General features: G+C 65.4%; 16 protein-coding genes, 2 tRNA genes and 1 other RNA gene. 7 read left to right on the top strand and 12 right to left on the bottom strand.

The features are described from left to right. The 5 genes from mreB to rlmD all read right to left on the bottom strand — a co-directional run bounded on the left by mreB (nt 1) and on the right by rlmD (nt 5,069). The gene (gene mreB / locus JI75_RS01875; protein ID WP_039688314.1) at nt 1–1,056 is read right to left on the bottom strand and encodes a rod shape-determining protein; all 1,056 of its coding nucleotides are present in this window, start codon (nt 1,054–1,056) and stop codon (nt 1–3) included. A 175-nt stretch (nt 1,057–1,231) separates the two neighbouring features. Then, nucleotides 1,232–1,636, bottom strand: a complete 405-nt coding sequence (ndk, locus tag JI75_RS01870) for a nucleoside-diphosphate kinase (RefSeq protein WP_039688311.1) — start codon at nt 1,634–1,636, stop codon at nt 1,232–1,234. Between the two features lie 42 nt (nt 1,637–1,678). Further along, entirely contained in the window at nt 1,679–3,034 is a 1,356-nt protein-coding gene (locus tag JI75_RS01865; RefSeq protein WP_039688309.1) for a tetratricopeptide repeat protein, read from the bottom strand. Nucleotides 3,035–3,073: 39 nt separating this feature from the next. Continuing rightward, nucleotides 3,074–3,607, bottom strand: a complete 534-nt coding sequence (locus JI75_RS01860) for a peptidylprolyl isomerase (protein WP_039688307.1) — start codon at nt 3,605–3,607, stop codon at nt 3,074–3,076. Nucleotides 3,608–3,749: 142 nt separating this feature from the next. Then, the gene (gene rlmD / locus JI75_RS01855) at nt 3,750–5,069 is read right to left on the bottom strand and encodes a 23S rRNA (uracil(1939)-C(5))-methyltransferase RlmD (protein WP_039688306.1); all 1,320 of its coding nucleotides are present in this window, start codon (nt 5,067–5,069) and stop codon (nt 3,750–3,752) included. A gap of 67 nt (nt 5,070–5,136) precedes the next feature. On the opposite strand from rlmD, the gene JI75_RS01850 reads away from it, so the two are divergent. The 3 genes from JI75_RS01850 to JI75_RS01840 all read left to right on the top strand — a co-directional run bounded on the left by JI75_RS01850 (nt 5,137) and on the right by JI75_RS01840 (nt 7,757). Then, nucleotides 5,137–5,212 (top strand) — tRNA-Arg (locus JI75_RS01850). Between the two features lie 38 nt (nt 5,213–5,250). Further along, the gene (locus JI75_RS01845; RefSeq protein WP_158407607.1) at nt 5,251–6,546 is read left to right on the top strand and encodes an MFS transporter; all 1,296 of its coding nucleotides are present in this window, start codon (nt 5,251–5,253) and stop codon (nt 6,544–6,546) included. A gap of 101 nt (nt 6,547–6,647) precedes the next feature. After that, on the top strand, nt 6,648–7,757 hold the full coding sequence (locus JI75_RS01840; RefSeq protein ID WP_039688303.1) for a sialidase family protein: 1,110 nt from the start codon (nt 6,648–6,650) through the stop codon (nt 7,755–7,757). 68 nt (nt 7,758–7,825) lie between these two features. Here JI75_RS01840 and JI75_RS01835 read toward each other — a convergent pair. After that, a tRNA-Glu gene (locus JI75_RS01835) sits at nt 7,826–7,900 on the bottom strand. A gap of 216 nt (nt 7,901–8,116) precedes the next feature. Here JI75_RS01835 and JI75_RS01830 point away from each other — a divergent pair. The 4 genes from JI75_RS01830 (at nt 8,117) to JI75_RS01815 (ending at nt 12,385) form a co-directional block, all read left to right on the top strand. Next, entirely contained in the window at nt 8,117–9,448 is a 1,332-nt protein-coding gene (locus tag JI75_RS01830; protein WP_173405177.1) for a glycosyltransferase, read from the top strand. Between the two features lie 18 nt (nt 9,449–9,466). Next, the gene (locus JI75_RS01825) at nt 9,467–10,936 is read left to right on the top strand and encodes a DEAD/DEAH box helicase (RefSeq protein WP_039688301.1); all 1,470 of its coding nucleotides are present in this window, start codon (nt 9,467–9,469) and stop codon (nt 10,934–10,936) included. Between the two features lie 73 nt (nt 10,937–11,009). Continuing rightward, complete coding sequence (locus JI75_RS01820) at nt 11,010–11,879, top strand: EamA family transporter (protein ID WP_039688299.1); 870 nt, start codon at nt 11,010–11,012, stop codon at nt 11,877–11,879. Between the two features lie 167 nt (nt 11,880–12,046). Beyond that, a complete protein-coding gene (locus JI75_RS01815) occupies nt 12,047–12,385 on the top strand; it encodes a NifB/NifX family molybdenum-iron cluster-binding protein (RefSeq protein ID WP_039688297.1) in 339 nt (112 codons plus the stop codon). Here JI75_RS01815 and recR read toward each other — a convergent pair. The 6 genes from recR to JI75_RS01790 all read right to left on the bottom strand — a co-directional run bounded on the left by recR (nt 12,382) and on the right by JI75_RS01790 (nt 18,385). After that, the gene (gene recR, locus JI75_RS01810; protein ID WP_039688295.1) at nt 12,382–12,978 is read right to left on the bottom strand and encodes a recombination mediator RecR; all 597 of its coding nucleotides are present in this window, start codon (nt 12,976–12,978) and stop codon (nt 12,382–12,384) included. The genes JI75_RS01815 and recR overlap by 4 nt on opposite strands. A gap of 3 nt (nt 12,979–12,981) precedes the next feature. Then, nucleotides 12,982–13,290, bottom strand: a complete 309-nt coding sequence (locus JI75_RS01805; RefSeq protein ID WP_039688293.1) for a YbaB/EbfC family nucleoid-associated protein — start codon at nt 13,288–13,290, stop codon at nt 12,982–12,984. 85 nt (nt 13,291–13,375) lie between these two features. Further along, nucleotides 13,376–15,571 (bottom strand): DNA polymerase III subunit gamma/tau, encoded by a 2,196-nt coding sequence (gene dnaX, locus JI75_RS09380; RefSeq protein WP_052241507.1) that lies wholly within the window; start codon nt 15,569–15,571, stop codon nt 13,376–13,378. 66 nt (nt 15,572–15,637) lie between these two features. Then, nucleotides 15,638–16,294, bottom strand: coding sequence for a VTT domain-containing protein (locus tag JI75_RS01795; protein ID WP_039688291.1), 657 nt, complete (start codon nt 16,292–16,294; stop codon nt 15,638–15,640). Between the two features lie 54 nt (nt 16,295–16,348). Beyond that, an RNA gene (gene ffs, locus JI75_RS08900) (signal recognition particle sRNA small type) lies at nt 16,349–16,442 on the bottom strand. Nucleotides 16,443–16,552: 110 nt separating this feature from the next. Next, a complete protein-coding gene (locus tag JI75_RS01790; RefSeq protein WP_158407606.1) occupies nt 16,553–18,385 on the bottom strand; it encodes a SpaA isopeptide-forming pilin-related protein in 1,833 nt (610 codons plus the stop codon). Nucleotides 18,386–18,637 lie beyond the last annotated feature (252 nt).

Below are 18,637 nucleotides of genomic sequence, written 5' to 3'. Positions count from 1 at the left end.
CTATCGCGTGCGCATGAGGGTCTGGCGAAGCGCGGTAGGCGTATCGAGGACCTTCATGCATCCCGTCACCACGTTGGTCAACGCGGTTTCGCTGGTCCAGACGGGAATCTCGAGCTTGTCGGTAAGGTAGCGGTCCAGACCCGCCAGAAGACCGCCGCCGCCGGTGAGCAGGATGCCGTTCTGGATGATGTCGCTGGCCAGGTCGGGGTTGGTCTTCTTGAACGTCTCCTTGATGTTGAGGACCATCTCCTCGCACGGCTGCACCAGCGCGGCACGCACGTCCTCGGACTGGATGGTGACCTCTTTGGGCTGCTCGGTAAGGACGTCCTGACCGGAGATGATCATGTCGCGCTCGTGGCCGTCCTCGAACGGGAGGATGGACCCGATCTTGATCTTGATGACCTCGGCGGTGCGCTCGCCGATCTTGATGCCCAGAAGGTCGCGCAGATGCATGGAGATCGCCTCGTCCATGCGGTTGCCCGCCAGGCGCAGCGACGAGGACGTCACAATGCCGCCGAGCGAGATGACGGCCACCTCGGTGGTGCCGCCGCCGATGTCGACGACCATCGAACCGGTGGGCTCGGTGACCGGCAGATCGGCGCCCATGGCGGCCGCCATGGGCTCCTCGATGAGGAAAGCCTGGCGCGCGCCGGCCTGGATGGTGGACTCGAACACCGCGCGCTTCTCGACGGAGGTGGCGCCGCAGGGGATGCACACGACGATGCGGGGCTTCGCCTGCCAGGGATACTTGCGCGGCGCGGCCTTGTTGATGAAAGCCGAGATCATAGCCTCGGTGATGTCGTAGTCGGCGATAACGCCGTCTTTGAGGGGATGCTCGGCGGAAAACGCGTCGGGCGTATGGTTGATCATGTTCTTCGCCTCGTGCCCCACCGCCAAGACGCGGTTGGTGTGGCGCTCGATGGCGACGACCGAGGGCTCGTTGATGACGATGCCCTCTCCCGAAATGGCGATGAGCGTGTTGGCGGTGCCCAGATCGATGGCCATATCGGCGCCCATGCGACCGGTGAGCCCGGAGAAGAAGTCTAAAAAGGACATTGAGTAAAGCCCCTTGGATCTCGTTTGCAAGTAATACCGAAGTCTACCATAGCCGTCGGTTTCCGTATGAAAATCCATACCCGAAACACCAGATGAAACAGAGTGGAAAGGTCCCCCCAACACGAGGGGCCGCCCTACCAGGACGGCCCCTTTCGCACGGTTTCAGGATGCGGCTTTAAGCGAAGAAGATCCCGATCTCGCGCTCGGCCGACTCGGGGGAATCGGAGCCGTGGATGACGTTCTCGTCCATGATCAGACCGAAGTCGCCGCGAATGGTGCCGGGAGCCGCGTCAGCGGGGTTGGTCGCGCCCATGAGGGTGCGCACCTTGGCGACGGCGCCCTCGCCGGAAACGACCATCTTCACCACGGGGCCGGAGGTGATGTAGGAAACCAGACCCTCGTAGAAGGGCTTGCCCTCGTGCTCGGCATAGTTGGCGGCTGCCTGCTCGGCGGTAACCATGCCCATCTCCATGCGCTCGATGGACAGGCCGGCGCGCTCGAAGCGGTTGACGATCTCGCCGATGTGGCCGTTGCGCACGCCGTCGGGCTTGATCATGGTGTAGGTCTTCTGGACTGCCATGTGCTTCCTTTCGTTCAGACGGCCCCTGCCGTCATCTCGCTGTTAATTCTGACTTGCGAAATATAGCTCAACGTTCGAGATTTTCCAACTGATCTTATCGCGAACCAGCTCGACTTTGTACTGGACCGAACCGCCCTCGGGCGTGGCGGCGGTCACGTACGCCGTCGAAGAGGCGGCGCTGCGATCGATGCCGTCGATGGTGGCCTTCGAGCCCTCCGGGATGAGGGCGGCCATGCTCTTGGCGTCGTCGGAGGAAACGCCGCTGTCAAACGCGCTGGAAACCGCGCTGGTCGGATGCGAGAACAGCTGCTCGACCACGGTTTCCTGAGTGGGATAGCCGTACCCTTGCAGGTACAGGAAGATGCCGGCGGCAAGGGCGGCCAAAAGCAGCAGGATGACGACGATGAGCGCCTTCAGGCCGGCTCCGCGGCCCCTGCGCTCCTGCTTCACCACGCCCTTGGACCAGCGCTCGAGCTCTTCGTCGGTGGCGTTGAAGAACCGGTCCTCGCCGTTCTCGTACGTCTCGTCGCCGTAGTTGTCGGCGTAGTAGTACGGATCGTCCTCGGACTGCGCGGGTTCGTACGCCTCGCGCTCGACCAGGGAGCTGGTGGGGTTCGCGGGGACGTCGAGGCCCGACATGTCGTTGCCCGCGAGCACGGGAAGCGCCTGGGTCACATCGGCGGTTCCCTGGGAGACCGCGGCGACCGCGCGCTGGTAGTCGACCGTCGCCGACGACGTGAGGAAGTAGGTGCGATCGGCGATGGACTGCTCGAAGGCGTCGACCGCCTTCTGCATCTGGCCGCACGCGGTATAGGCCTGGCCCAGGCTGGCGTAGAGCTTGTTGCGCACGCTCTGCTTCATGTCGAACTGCAGGGCGCTTTCGTAGGAAGCGACCGCATCGGCCGGCCGGTCGAGCGCCATGAAGCAAACGCCCAGGTTGAGAAGGGCCTTGGTGGGATCGGGGTTCGAGTCGTCGAGGGCCGCCTCGCGGAAGGCCACGCCCGCCTCAGCGGACTTGCCCTGCTTCAGCAGCACGTTGCCCAAAGCCGAATGGGCCTTGTAGGGCGTCGGGTAGCTGCGATCGGACACGGCGATCTCGAAGTGCTTGACGGCTTCGGCGTAATCGTGGAGCGCCGCGTAGGCCATGCCCACGTTGTAGTTCACCGCTCCGCACGCGTCGTAGCCCGAATCGGCCGTCGCCTTGCCGTAGGTTTCGATGGCCTCGGCGTAGCGCTTCATCTTCGTGTAGCAGTTGCCCATGCGGTGGTACAGCAGCCCCTGCTCGCCCGGCTCGAGACCCTCTTCGTCGGACATGCAGGCGCTGTACAGCCGCAGCGCGGTCTCGTAATCCTTCGCCGCGACCATCGCATTGGCCTGATGGAATAGATCCTTGTTCATATGAACCCTTCTGTTTACCGAACCAAGCCCGCGTCGCGGCTATTCGGCTGCGTTTTCAATGGTGATGCTCTCGATCACGTCGCCAGCGCGGAGCTTGCCGATGACGTCTTTGCCCTCGATGGTCTGACCGAACACAGTGTAGCCCGAATCCAGCATGTGCTGGGCGCCCAGGCAGAAATAGAACTGCGAGCCGGCGGAGTCGGGATCCTGCGAGCGCGCCATGGCCAGGGCGCCGTCTTCATGGGAGTTGTTAGGGTTCGTGGAGAACTCGCCCTTGATGCAGTAGCCGGGACCGCCCGTGCCCAGGCCGGCGAACGGGTTGCCGGCAAGACGCGCCACGTCCTCGCCCGAATGCTCGCGGGTCTTGGGATCGCCGCCCTGGATGACGAAGCCGGGAACGTAGCGATGGAACTTCAGATCGTCGTAGAAGCCCTTCTGCGCAAGCTCGACGAAGTTGCCGACGTGGATGGGGGCGTCCTTGCCCGCCAGCTGCACGCGGATGGTTCCCTGCGAAGTGGCGACGACGGCGATCTCCTCGCCCGTCGGCTGGTACTCGGGAGTGTAAAGGGCCATGCGGCACCCTCCTTCTCGTTTCATGCGGGGGGCCCGCGCGCGAGCCCCCTATCCGTAGGTTTTTCGATTGTACCAGCAAGTGGGCGACGAAATGGAAAACCCTACAACAACTCCGCGCGAAGCAGGGCAAACGCGGCTGCGCCTAGGACGTCCGCGCGAGGATGGACACCACTTCGACGTGGAAGGTCTGGGGGAACATATCGACCGGCTGCACGCGCTCCAACCGATATCCCACCTGGGAGAACCGGGCGATATCGCGCGCCCAGGTAGCGGGATCGCAGCTCACGTACGCGACCTTCTGGGGACGCGCGGCCGCGATGTCGGACGGAACGCTGGCGGCCAGGCCCGAACGCGGGGGGTCGACCACCAGGGCGTCCAGGTCGCCCAGACCCGCGAGCTCGCGGGCGGCGTCCCCGCCCAAGACGTCGACTTCGACGCCGTTCAGATCTGCGTTGAACCGCAAATCGCGCACCGACGACCCCGCCGATTCGACCGCCACCACGTCGGCTCCGGCCGCGGCCAACGGGATCGAGAACGTGCCGCCCCCCGCATAGAGATCGGCGATGTATTTGCCCTCGACGCCTCCGAGCCCCTCCATCACCTGCTCGACCAGGCGGCCCGCCTGCGCGGTGTTCACCTGGAAAAACGACGGGGCCTGCGTCGAGAAGTAGAAGTCGCCCACCCGCTCGCGCCAGAAACCGCGCCCGGAAAGCGTTTCCACCCCTTTGATGCGGCGGGCGGCCCCCTCGTCGGCCATCACGCGCACGATGCTGGTGGCCTTGCACGCGTCGCCCACGGTCTTGGCGAACAGGGCGCGCGGAAACGGGCCGGGGCGCGTCCACGCCGCCACCTCCAGCTCTCCGGTGGCCATGCTGTGGCGCACGCCGACGCGGTAGATCCCCAGATCCTGGTTGCCCAGCACGAAGCGCATGGCGCCGCGCAGCGCCTTGGGGACCTTTTGAATCTTCGTGTGCGCGAGCATGGTCTGCTCGACGGGAAGCAGCTCGTCGGTGCCCTCCCGCATATAGCCCAGGTTGAAGGCGCCCCGCTCGTCGATGCGGGCGCTCATCTCGATCTTGTTGCGGTACGCCCATTCGCGCTTGCTGCGCATGGTGGGCTCCACCAGCTGCTCGGCCCGTTCGGCATCGATGCGGGCGGTGCGCACCAGCTGGGACACCACGTTGTCGCGCTTGGCCTTCAGCTGGGCCTTGTACGAAAGATGCTGCCAGGGCGCTGCCCCCGAGATCTGGTCGTACGGGCTGGCGGGCTCGACGCGGCAGGAGGACGGCTCCACCACCTGGACCAGCTTCGCACGCGCGAACGAGCCCTTGTCCTCGACCACCTCGACCACGGCCGTGTCGCCCGGCGCAACCAGCGGGCAGAACACCGCCTTGCCATCGTCGAGGCGACCCACCGCGTCTATTCCGTATGACATGCGTTCGAACGTAACCGTCTGTTGCATAAAAGCCCTAATTCCTTCAACTTTGCAATAATCTGTCCGTAGTAGCGTAGTATACTTGCTTTCGCGTGCCCTCGTAGCTCAGGGGATAGAGCGTCTGCCTCCGGAGCAGAAAGCCACAGGTTCGAATCCTGCCGAGGGCACCATTCTCCCTTTCGTCGCCTCATATATATTGGAACCCCCTTTGGCAACATCTCAAGAACAGCTCCGATCCACCGAGGTTTCTCACGACGAGCTGAAAAGCGCCTCGGGGCGCCCCCTCTCCTCCCGCTGGCTGCAGCTCATCGTAACCATCTGGACCGGGCAGGCATTCTCCATCATCACGAGCGGCGCGGCCGGATGGGCCATCATCTGGCATGTGACGCAGACGACCCAAAGCGCGCTGGCGCTTTCGCTGATCATGGTGTGCGCCATGCTCCCCCAGGGCGTGCTGTCGCCGCTCGGAGGCGTGCTGGCCGACCGCTTCAACCGCAAAACGCTCATCATAGCGGGCGATCTGGGTGCGGGAACCGCCTCGCTCCTGCTTGCGCTCGCCATCGCGGCAAGCGAATCGTCGCTGCTCCTCATCTGCCTGTTCGGAGCGATCCGCAGCGCGTTTTCGGCCGTGCACGGGCCGGCCATGATGGCCGCCATGCCCATGCTCGTGCCCGAACGCCACCTGCTGCGCATCAACACGCTCGACCAGGTTCTCGCCAGCCTCGCGAACGTGTGCTCGCCGGCTATCGGCATCGGGCTGTACGCCGCGTTCGGGCTGTCGTTCGCACTGGTGCTGGAGTTCGCGGGCGCCGTCGTGGCCGTCGCGGCCATGCTGCTGGTGAAGATCCCCACCGTGAGGGCCGAAGACGGATCCTCGGCCCTCGGGCAGATGGTCGAAGGATGGCGGGTCCTGGCAGCCACGCGCGGACTGGTCATGCTGCTGGGCGGCCTGACCGTCGGCCTCATGGCGTTCTCGTCGATATCTGCAGTGTATCCGCTGATGAGCACACAGTACTTCGGGGCAAACGGGACCATGGTCTCCATCGCCGAGGCGGTATCGGGAATCTGCATGCTCGTAGGGGCCGGCATCATCATGGCCTGGGGCGGAGGGCGGCGCCTCGCCCTTTTGCTGTGCGCGTCGTCTGTGCTGGTCGCGGCGCCCACCATTGCGGCGGGCCTGCTTCCCTCCGACGCCTTCTGGGTCTATGTGGCGCTCATGGGCCTCGCCTCGGTGTTCATGGCATGGTTCAACGGCCCCGTCATGACGCTCGTCCAGAAAAACGTGCCCGAAGCGAAAACGGGGCGCGCCCTGGGGTTCCTCTACGCGGCCATCGGCATCGCCATGCCCGCGGGCGTCGCTTTGGGAGGCGTGCTGGCCGAGCACATCGGCGTCACCTCCTTCTTCGTGGCATCCGGCGCCCTGTTCCTGTTAATCGGCCTTATAGGCTATGCTTTCCGCGATATACGCGCACTCGATGCGGGCGACCCCGCAACAGAGGCATAGGGTCCGGCGCATTCGGCAGACCGTGCGCCCGGCCACGTCAAGGCGTGCGGGTGGAGGCCCCGGAGCGCCGCCCGAACGCACGAGCACACGAGGAGCAGCCCATGTCCACCATCGCAGAAGCCGGCACGCCCTTCCCCGGGTCGGCCTTCGCCGCGCCCATCTACCGCATCCCCGCCGTAACCCGCACGCAGTCGGGCCGCATCATCGTGTGCTACGACGTGCGGGAAGACTGGAGGGACCTCCCCGCCGACTTCGACATCGCCCTGCGCGCTTCCGACGATGGCGGAAGGACCTGGACCCAGCCGAAGGCCCTGCGCCGCCACGAGCCCGGCCACGGATACGGCGACGCGTCGCTCACGTTCGACCCGCGCACGAAGACGACGTATTGCTGGTATGCGGGTTCCACCGGAGAGTCGTACTTCAGCGCCCGGGCGGGCGGCGCGGGACTGGAGCTGTGGCTGGCCGCCTCCCGCGACGACGGGCGAACATGGGAGCACCGCGACATGAGCTCGCTTCGCCCCGCGCATGTGGCTGGCATGTTCTGCTCTTCGGGAAACGGGGGCGTCGCCCGCGACGGGAGGCTGTTCCAAACCTTCGTGCTGCGCATCGACAACCGGGACTTCGCGGCGATCGCCTGGTCGAGCGACAACGGAGAGACCTGGGAGCTGGGAAAAGAGGTCGGTCCCGACTGCGACGAATGCAAGGCGGTCGAACTTGCCGACGGCTCTGTGCTGCTGCACGCCCGCTCGAAACCGGCACGCCGGGAGGCCCGCGCGCCGCGCCTGGGGGAAAGCTTCGAAGCGCCCGTTCCCAACCCGACGCTCACCGATCCCGCATGCAACGGCGGGCTCGCGCACGTGGGGGGCGCGCTGGTGGCATCGCTTTGCGACGACCCGAGCAGGCGGCGCAACCTTTCCCTGCACGTCTCCACCGACGAGGGATCCACGTGGAGCCCCGCCTTGCCCATCGATTCGGGGGCGGCCACCTATTCGGCCGTGGTCGATCTTGGGAACGGGAGGTTCGGGGTCGTGTGGGAGGCCGACAACTACCGTCTCATCGTGTTTCGATCCTACAGCCTGGAAGACCTGGGCGTGACGGCCTCCGAGGCCGGCGGGGCCCTTACGTGGGACCCCTCGAGGGTGAGGCTCCCCGTTCGGACGGGAGCTCCCGGCGCGGCCGAACCGCCCGTCGCGAACGGGAGAACGCGTTGACCTCGGATCGGATGATGGAAGGCCCGCGAACGAAAAAAGCGCCCGGTTTCCCGAGCGCTTCGTTTCCGTGGTGCCCCCAACGAGAATCGAACTCGTCTCTCAGCCTTGAAAGGGCCGCGTCCTAACCGATAGACTATGGGGACGAAAGCCTGCTCTAAGAGCAGCCCGAATATTATTGCAGAGAGGCCCTTTGATTGCAAGGGGAAATCGGCCGAGCTCGCGGGCCGACGACAACTTCCCCGCAAACACCGAAGCGCCCCTTCGCCGGCTTCGGCCGTATATCCGCAGAGAATGAAGGGAACGGGCGCCTTGCCGCGCCGACGGCGCTTCTCGGCGAAACATCGGCTAGAATGGCAAGCATGACGAACCTCGATTCTGCCACCGCGCCCGCTAAAGGCGCGGCTTCCCTGCCCGAAAAGGGCGCCTCGACCGCCGCCGACGCATCTCGTTGCGAAAAGCCCCTGGTCATGGTCGTGCATGCCTCGGTTGGGTCGGGGCACAAAAGCGCGGCGAAGTCCGTTGCGCAGGCGCTCGAGCTGCTGCGCGACGAGGGGTTCGGGCTCGCCCCTTCCGACCTCGAGGTGGAAGTGGTGGACATCCTCGATTGGGGCCGCCACAAATTCGACGGCGACCGGGCCGCCTCCTACTTCGTTGGGGCGACGCGACCCATCTACGACCTCGTCTGGCGCTACACCTTCACAGGGCGCCTCCTGTGGGGCGGCGGCACCATCTGGTCCCACATCATGTACGCCCCCTTCACGCGCTACATCGCCGAAAGAAGGCCCTGGGCAGTGGTGGCCACGCACATCACGGCGGCGAACTCCGCCGTTGCCGCGCGCATGCTCACCCGGCAGGACTTCCCCGTGATCAGCGTTCCCACCGACTACGAGACCGAGGGCCTGTGGCCGCACAAGAGCTCCGATCTGTTCTGCGTGGCCACCCAGTCGATGGCCGAAACCTTGCGCGCCCGCAAGGTGGAAGACGACCGCATACGCATCACGGGCATTCCGACCAGGGAAGACTTCCGCAAACCCTACGACCGGGAGGAAACGCGCCGAAAGCTGGGGCTGCCCCTCGACAAAACCGTCGTGCTGGTCTTGGCGGGAGCGCAGCTTCCCACGCCCTACCTGAGGTTTCGCGAGGCGCTGGACAAGACGCTCCCGTACCTGCACACGCTTTCCGACCTGCACCTGGTGTTCATCGCGGGCAGCGATGCCGAGTACGAAAAGCACCTGCGCGCCATGAAGCGCGACTACGAGCTGGACAACATGACCGTCTTCGGATATGTGGACGGTATGGCCGCCCTGATGAACGCCAGCAATCTGGTAGTATGCAAGTCCGGTGGCCTCACGGTGACCGAATGCCTGTGCGCCGAGGTCCCCATGATCCTCGTGGGGCGCGCCTACGGGCAGGAAAAGATCAACGTCGAAATGCTCACCTCGGCAAGCGCGGCCATGCACGTCACCACGCCGCGCGAGCTCATCGACGCTTTGCGCTACATCATGAGAAACCCCCACGGGATCGACGCGATGCTGGTGAACGCCCGCTTCATTCGCAGGCCGGACGCGGCGCGCGACGTCGCGGCCGAGGCCCTGAAGCTCGCACGGGTTTCGCGCGATGCCTCCGATCCCTTGAGGAAGAAGCGCTTCGCCCGGTTCTACATCGGGCACCAACCCGCACACGTTCGCTAACGCGAGAGGAAACGCAATTTGAAATCGTTCTCAGACCTGGGTCTTTCGACCAACACGCTCGCTGCCGTCGAGGATATGGGCTACACCGAGCCCACGCCCGTCCAGCAGCAGGCCATCCCCCTGATCCTCGAAGGGCACGACGTCATCGCCGCAGCCAAGACGGGAACCGGGAAAACCGGCGGGTTCTCGCTGCCCTCGCTCGACCGGCTGGGGCACGCCAAGAAGGGCACCGGCCCCCTCATGCTGGTGATCACGCCCACCCGCGAGCTGGCTCAGCAGATCGGCGACGTGTGCGAGGCCATCGCCCGGCACACCCGCCACCATATCGCCATCGTGGTGGGCGGCCTGTCCTACGGGCCGCAGATCGAACGCATCAAGCGCGGATGCGATGTCCTCATCGCCACGCCCGGGCGCCTCATCGACCTCATGGACCAGCATGCGGTCAATTTGAAGGCCGTGGAAACGCTGGTCCTCGACGAGGCCGACCGCATGCTTGACATGGGATTTCTTCCCGCCGTGAAAAAGATCGTGGCCGCCACGCCGAAAAGTAGGCAGACGCTTCTGTTCTCCGCGACCATCGACCGCTCGATCATGTCCACCGTGAACACGATGCTGCACGATCCGGCGCTCGTCGAGATCGCCCACAAGGGGGACGTGGCCGACACCATCGACCAGTTCATCATCCGCACGCCCCAAACCGTCAAGCCTTCCCTCGTGAAGGCCGTGCTGGAGGAGAAGGGCGCCGAACGCGTCATCATCTTCGCCCGCACCCGATCCCGTGCCGACTCGACGGCGCGGCGACTGAAGCGCGCCGGGTACAACGTCGAGGCCATCCACTCCGACCGCAGCCAGAACCAGCGCAAGCGGGCGCTCGACCGCTTCTCTGCCGGAGAGGTGAACATACTGACCGCCACCGACGTGCTGGCCCGCGGCATCGACGTCACCGAGGTGGACTACGTCATCAACTACGACCTGCCCACCCAGCCCGAGGACTACGTGCATCGCATCGGGCGCACCGGCCGAGCGGGCGCTGCGGGATTCTCGGTCTCGTTCGTCACGCCCGAGACCGAAGACGCCCTCAAAGACATCCAGAAGCTCATCAAGCAGGACATTCCCGAGATGAAGCTGGCCTCGTTCGATTTCTCGGAAGCCGAGGCGGAGGCCGCGGCCAAGCAGATGGAATTCCAGGCCAAGCGCGACCCCGAAATCGCCGCCGCGAAAAAGGAGCTGCGGGCGAAGGCCCAGCGCAAGGCCCACAAGCGGGAAGCCGCTTCGGAAAGCGCGCCTGCAAAGGGCCGCAGCGCGAGAAAGAAGCCAACGGCGACCCGCCCGAAACCGGAGACGGGCGGCAAGCGCAGCCAAGGCCGTGCGCAGGTGCGCGGCGAGTCCGCGGGAGGCACGGCGGCGAAGGGCCGCGGCACGGCGGGCGATTTCCGCCCCGGCCGCGCACAGCGCGCCGCCGCTGCGCGCAGGCGTACCAGGTCGTAGCGCGTCGGTAACCAGCGGAAAGCTCAGACCCCGGTCGTCCGAGACCTGAGCCTATCGGGAGGGGCGAGTGACAATGGGTTGGATCGCGGCATCATGCGGAGCGGCGCTGTTCGCGGGCCTGGTTTCGATACTGTCGAAGCTGGGTGTGCGAACGACCGACCCCGATGTCGCCACCGCCGTGAGGACCGTCGTCGTCGCGATCGCCGCATGGTGCGTAGCCGCCCTGGGCGGGTCCCTTTCGTCCATCCCGGACATCTCCCCGACGACGTGGCTGTTCCTCGCACTGTCGGGTCTTGCCACGGGGGGCTCGTGGATCTGCTACTTCAAGGCGCTGTCCTGCGGCGATGTGAACAAGGTCGTCCCCATCGACAAGAGCAGCGCCGCTCTGGCCGCACTGCTGGCCATCGCGCTGTTCGGCGAGTCGAACCACCTGGCCGTGAAGCTCGTCTGCATCGCCACGATCCTGATCGGCACGTGGCTCATGATCGAGAGGAAAAGCGGCGAGGCGCACGGCGAAGGCGCGTCGTGGCTGGCTTACGCGGTTATGGCCGCCGTCTTCGCGGCGCTCACCTCGATCTTGGGGAAGGTGGGGATCGACGGGGTCGACTCCAACCTGGGGACGGCCATCAGGACCTGCGTGGTGCTGGCCATGTCCTGGCTCATCGTCGCCTGGAAGGGGAAAACCTCCCAGCTCGCCCTCATCGACAAAGGCGAGCTGGGGTTCCTCGCCCTATCGGGGCTCGCCACCGGGGCGTCGTGGATGTGCTACCACTACGCCATCCAAACGGGCGTGGTCAGCACGGTCGTCCAGATCGACAAGCTGTCCGTTCTGGTGTCGGTGCTGTTCGCCTTCTTCGTGCTCAAAGAGCGCCTCGCGAAGCGCGCCGCATTCGGTCTGGTTCTCATGGTGATCGGCACGGCGGTCATGGCCGCCTTCTCGTAAGCCGGCGAAACCAGGGACGGGCGCCCCTCGCCGCGACCGCGGCCGCGCCACCACAGCCGCCCCGCCCTGTCATTCACAGAATTTACCGACCCGCTCGGCGAGGGGTTGCGACGGTTCGGCGGCGAAGGACTATGGTAGTCGATGACCGGTCGAGAAGAAGGAGCGCCATGGTCGTCGCGGTAGCATGCAACGGGCTTCGAATCCCCGCCCTTTTCGCACATGCGACCGATCTTACGTTCTACCGAGTGGATCGCGGCGTCATCGTCGGCAGCCGCACCATCCCCCTAGGAGACTTCCCCAGCCAGCAGCGACCCGACCTGGTATGGTCGCTGGGAGCCAACGCGCTTGCCTGCCGAAGCATAGACGTCGGCTCGCGCGCCGCCCTCGAAGAGAAGGGCGTCGAGGTGTTCCTCGCGCAGGCAGACGACCCCGCATCGGCGGTGAGGGAGTACCTGCACGAGGCGTTCCTCGCATCGGACGGCCTCCAGGAAGAGGCCCTTACCTAAAGCTCGCGTCGCGCTTCGATCGCGCGGCCCAGCGTGACCTCGTCGGCGAACTCCAGGTCTCCCCCCACCGGAAGGCCGCTGGCAAGCCGCGTGACCCTCACGCCCAAAGACTTTATCTGGCGGGAAAGGTAGGCCGCCGTCGTCTCCCCCTCCACGTTGGGATTCGTGGCGATGATCACCTCGCGGACAGACGGGTCGGACAGGCGCCTCAGAAGCTCGGCGATGTGCAGGTCGTCGGGCCCCACGCCGTCCATCGGCGAGAGCTCCCCGCCCAAAACGTGATAAACGCCCTTGAACGCGCCCGTGCGCTCTATGGGCGGGATGTCGCGCGGTTCGGACACCACGCAGATCATGCCGTGGTCGCGATCGTGCGAGCGGCATATCTCGCACAGGTCGTCCTCTGCGTAGTTGAAGCAGCGGGAACAGAACCGAACCGCGTCCTTCACCTCGGTTATCGCGTCAGCGAGGCGAACGACCGTCTCGCGATCGGTGTTCAGCATCCAGTACGCGATGCGCTGCGCCGATTTCGGCCCGACGCCGGGCAGGCGCTCGAGTTCGTCGAGCAGTTTCTGAAGCGCGGGTGCGACGAACATCGGCTACCTCAAGCCGGGGATGTTCATGCCGCCGGTCACGGCCGACAGGCGCTGCTCGGACTGCGCGGCGACTCCGCGCAGGGCCTCGTTGACCGCCGCGAGAACCATATCCTGGAGCATCTCGGCGTCGGCCATCTGAACCGCGTCGGGATGGATCGCGATGCTCTCGAGCGTGTTGTCGCCCTTGGCGGTAGCTTCGACCATGCCACCGCCGGCAGAAGCGGTGAACCGCATGTCCTTGATCTCGTCTTGGGCGCGCGAAAGCTCGAGCTGCATCATCTGGGCCTGCTTCATCATCTTCTTCATATCCATGGCGGTTTCCTTTCGTCGGTGTCTCTATGCGAAGCGCTTCGCCCGAAAGGCGCAGCGCGCAGCTTAGCCGGTAGGTGCGGAGGGGCTAGCTCAGTTCCGTGAACGAAACCGACCCCCCGAACGCGCCGCGCATCATGCGCTCGACGTTCGAGATGTCGTTCGCGTCGCCGCCCGCCGCAGGTGCAGGTGCAGGTGCAGGTGCAGGTGCAGGTGCAGGTGCAGGTGAGGCAGGGTACTCGTCCTCGCCCGCGAAATACGCGGCATCGTCGTAGGGCACCTCGTCGTAGGGAACGGGCTCGTAGACGGGCGCCTCGGGCACAGGCGGAGAAGCGGCCGGGGTCCGGTCCGCGCCTGCGGCAGGCGCCGCCGATCCGACGGCCGCCCCGTTCTGCGCGGCGCGGGCCCGCGCGGCTTCGCGCACTTCCTGGACCCGGGCAACGGCGGAGCTCGCGGCTGCCCGCACGGCCGCCGCCGTGGTCGCCGTGGGCTGCGAGGAAGCGCCTTCGGGGGAAGCGGGCGCTATCGGAGTTGCCCGAGTCCCGGCTTGGACGAACCCGTAGGGAACGAAACCTCCGGCGTTCTTGGCGAACGACGCGTCGACGGTCTCTTGCACCTCGGGCTTCTGAACCGCCCCGTAGGCGAAGGCCGCTTCGGCGCCGAACTGGATCAGCACCATGTCCCGATCGGGATCGAACAGCGCCTTGGTGTTCATGAACAGAACCCCGTAGGCAGCCTTGTGCTTCTTCACATCGGACAGAACGCTTTGCCACAAACGCTGAAGCGAGGCGGGATTGGCCAGAATCGCCCGCGTCTGCTCGGAAAGGCGCCCGGCGGCCTCGGCGGGAGCAGGGGCGGAAACGGGAGACGAAGCCGGATCCGCGCTGGGAGCCGTGAAAGCCGCAGCGGCCTCGGGAGGGGTTGCGGGCTGGGCAACCGGGGGCGCCGCCGGCGCGGCGGGCGCCGCAGTTTGCGCCGTTTGGGCGGGCGCGGGCTCGGGTCGCGCGGGCGAAGGCGCAGCAGGGGGTTCCGGCCGCATCGCCTGCGGCTCGGGCGCCGGCGCGGCGGGCGCGGCCTGCACCGGCGCGGCAGACGCAGCGGCAGCGCGCGCAGGCGCCGCCGACGTCACGTGCGCCACGGAGGAGTACCCCGATTCGAGGGCCTCGATGCGCTCGGCAAGCGCCGCCATAGTCAGGTCGGAATCGGGGCGCACCATGCGGGTTAGCGCGATCTCGAACGACAGGCGCGGGTTCGAGGAGGTCTTCAGCTCGACCGTCAGATCCCCCAGCACGCCCATCAGGCGCGCCAGGCGATCGGAGCCGAACATCTCCAACTCGCGCACCAGCTCCCCGCGCTCCGAGTCGGCGACGTCCAGGTCGACGTCGGCTCCCGCCAGCGACATGATGTACATGTTGCGCACGCGCTCCGACATGTCGCGCGCGAACTGCGCGAGGTCGGCTCCCGTCTCGACGTATTCGGCCACCCAGCTGAAACATGCGGCGACGTCGCGCGTCCCGACCGCCGTCATCAGCTCGGCCATCTCGTTGGAATCGATGGAGCCCAACAGGCGCTCTGCACCGGCCAACGTCACGGCCCCGTTCTCGAACGCGATGATCTGCTCGAGCGAGGTGAGCGCGTTGCGCAGGCCCCCTTCCGCACGCCGGGCGATCAGCTCGAGAGCCTCGCCTTCGAACGCGACCCCCTCGGCCGTGCACACCGCGCCCAGCCGCGCCACGATGGACTCGGGGGCGATGCGGCGGAAGTCGAAGCGCTGGCAGCGCGAATGGATGGTTTCGGGAACCCTCTGGGGATCGGTGGTGCACAGGATGAACACGACGTGGGAAGGTGGCTCTTCAAGCGTCTTGAGCAGCGCGTTGAACGCTGCGGTGGACAGCATATGGACCTCGTCGACGATGTAGACCTTGTAACCGCCGCGCGTCGGGGCGAACTGGACGCGGCTGATGATCTCCTCGCGCACGTTCTCGACGCCGGTGCGGCTGGCGGCGTCCAGCTCGTACACGTCCGGATGCGCCCCTTCGGAGATCAGCCGGCATTCGGGACAGGTGCCATCGGGCTCGGGCGTCGGGCCGCTTTCGCAGAGAAGCGCCTTGGCCACGAGGCGCGCCGTGGTGGTCTTGCCCGTGCCGCGCGGACCCGTGAACAGGTACGCGTGGCTCACCTTCCCCTGCTCGATTGCGTTTTTGATGGTTCGCTCGATATGCTCTTGGCCAACCACGTCTGAGAAGACCTGCGGTCGGTACTTTCGATACAGCGATTCAGCCATTGTCCCCTGCGCTTTCTAGCCCTACGAGGGCGGTCGTTCCACGAGCATCATACCGCTAACCCGCGCCTACTTTCCCGAACGGGCGGCGATGAGCCCCTTCGCGGCGCCCACGATGGCGGGAAGCACCGATACCCCCACGATGAGCAGGACGATCACCTCGAAATGATCCTGGACGAACGGAAGGCCGCCGAAAAAGTAGCCCAGCAGCACGAACGAGGACACCCAGGCGATGCCGCCCACGGCGTTATAGAGCGTGAACTTCGCGAAGTTCATATGGCCGGTTCCCGCGACGAACGGGGCGAACGTGCGGAAGAAGGGCATGAAGCGCGTGATGACGATGGTGAGGCCCCCGTAGCGCTCGAAGAACCGGTCGAGCTTGGCCACGCGCTCGGGCGTGAAGGCCTTCACCTTGCCCGAATCGATGATGCGCGTGCCGAAGAAGCGCGCGATCCAGTAGTTCGAGGTGTTGCCCAGGATAGCCGCCGAGATGAACACCGCAAGCGTGGCCGCAAGGTTCAGCCCTCCCCCTTCGGCCGAGAAAACGCCCGCTGCGAACAGGAGGGAGTCACCGGGAAGGAACGGAAAGAACACCAAGCCCGTTTCCACGAACACGATGAGGAACAGGGGCGTGTACACGAGAACGGGACCCAGTGCGACGATCCAAGCCGCGATGGCGGCGCGCGGATCGTTGATGAGCCCGACGAGAGCGGAGAGCAGATCCATCCGTCGCCTTTCGACTTCGAGCCGGCCGTCGAGGGCCTGTAAAGCAAAAAGTATCCCGAATAGGCAGGGACGCTCGTCAGCGGTCCCTTATGGCTGCTTCCTCCCGGACCTGACCAGGTTCGGAACTTGGCGCCGTCCCAGCCCATTCGAGATACTAGGTAATCCGACCCGCCCAGTATACCCGACGGGGCGGCCCGCCCGCTTGCGAACCGCCCCGCTTTTATGACTTAATCACATCCCGCGCCGAAGCGCGAAAACCTAGTCCCGGTTCCTGCGCGCCTGCGCCAGGGCGATTCCGATGAGGGAAGCCGCGATGACCGCAGCGCACAGCAGGTAAACCGCCGAATCCCCGGTGGCCGGCAGCTGCTTGACCGCAGAGGCCGGGGGAACCGTTCGAACGACCGAGGGGTTCTCGGTGTTGCCGCCGGGCGGCTCTTCGATCTTGCCGGGCGGCTCTTCCTCGACGAAGGTATTGGTGATCACAGAGCCCTCGACGCTTTTGCGGTAGCCCGCGGGGACCTCGACCTCATCGACCGTGTACTGGTAAGCCGCGCCCAGCTGGTCGGTCTTGTCCAGATCCTTCCAGGTGTAGGAGGTGGCACCGTCCTTCAGCGTAACGGGGTCGCCCAGCTTCTGCCCGTCGCAGAACAGCTGCAGCTGAATGGCGGGGCGCTCGTCGCTGCCGCCCACCCAGACCTTGCTCGCCGTGAAGTCGGTCCGCTCGATGCGCTTGTTCTGGACGGAAAGCTGCACCGTGGGAACTCCCTTGTCCAGGTCCTTGACGACCACCTTGACCGGCGTCTTGTCCAGCAGGTACCCTTCGGGCGCCGCCGTCTCGACCAGCACGTACTGACCCTTCAGATCCAGGCTCTCGACAACGGCCATGCCCGACTGGTCGGTCGTCACGGTCTGGATGGGATCGCCCTTCGCAGCGCCGTTTTCCGCACGATAGACCTCAAAGGTCGCCCCCGCCAGCTTCTTGGACGCGTCATCGGCATCGACCTTGGTTATCTCCAGGTTCCTGACCTCGCGGCAGGGGACCTCGTCCCTGTTGCCGATCGCATACGCTGCGGCCATCAGGCTTTCCTTAGCGATGTTGACCGTGGTTCCGGCCGCCTGGCCCCCGTTGATGGAAAATCCCAGATACGAGTTGATCGCGGCGTTCGGATCGAAGTCGTTGACCAGCTCGACCATGAAGCGCGTGTAACCCGCTTCGGCAACCGTCGACTCCAGCTTGATGCCGCTGGCCTGGACCGTTACGGAGAACTTCGTCGTCACGTCCTCAAGGCTGGAAGCATCGGCGCCGAAGCTATCCGCCGCCTCGTCGCGCAGCCCGTACACCTTCAGCCTCGTTTGGGCGGTGTAGGGAGACGTTCCCGTATACGAAATCGCGATGCCGTCCGTATCGGCCACGTTGTAGAACCGGGCGTATGCGCGGTGCGTGTACTTGTTCTGGGTGCCGTCCTCGGATATCAGGACGTTGGTGACCATCGCGGTCTGGCGCACTTCCTTAGCCGTCACCTCGCTGGGAGCGGGAAGCGGCTTCTCCCACAGCACGTCGTAGGTGTAGCTGTAGGGAGTTCCGGCATAGGTGCTGTTGAACGTGTACGTCCCGTTGCCCGTCGCGCGCTTGAGGTCGGGATAGTCCGCGAGCTTCACCATGAAGTCGAGGCTGTCGACCGATTCGATGTAGTCGGTGAACACGTACCGTATCGTCTTGGTGGTCGGGTTGTAGTCGGGAACGGCCACCACCACGTCGGACCCGTCCACCGTCGTGGTGAGCGTCGGGATGAGCGCGGAAACCGACTCCTCGTCGAATATGCCGTTGGGCCGCAGGCGGTCGTCCAGCTTGATCGTGAAGAAGTCGCCCTCCCTGATGGAAGAGTCGCGGTTATCGACCGTGCCCTTCATCGTAACCAGGAGGTACTGGTAGTTGTTCACCTGCCAGTCGCTCGACTGCCCGTTGTAATCCCTCTTTTCGTGGGACACCTCGACATTTGCGATGTTGCTGTCGACGTTCTTGCCGATACCGCACAAAACCGACTCCGCCTCGGCGCTCGATCCCGTGTTAAGCAGGAACGAAAAACCCACCAGCAACGCGAACGAAACGAAAAGGCGCTGTAGCCTACCCGCCCTGCTTGCCATTTCCACCTCTCAATCTACCTTCACCGTCACCGGCGCCTCGAAACGCCGGCTGCATCGCGGCGACGGGCTGCCGATCGGCTCCGAGAACCCGAACGACCCCGCATGGCGCAGGCGCTTGACGCCGCCGCAGCATTCCATTATAAGGAGCGCCTCGAAAATAAGATAGATCGGCTATCTTCACAAATGGAAAACAACGCA

Origin of the sequence: Berryella intestinalis, assembly GCF_000814825.1 — a bacterium.
In the GTDB taxonomy this organism is placed as follows: domain Bacteria; phylum Actinomycetota; class Coriobacteriia; order Coriobacteriales; family Eggerthellaceae; genus Berryella; species Berryella intestinalis.
The sequence above is the reverse complement of the archived record's forward strand: the minus strand, read 5'-3'. Positions and strand labels throughout refer to the sequence as shown.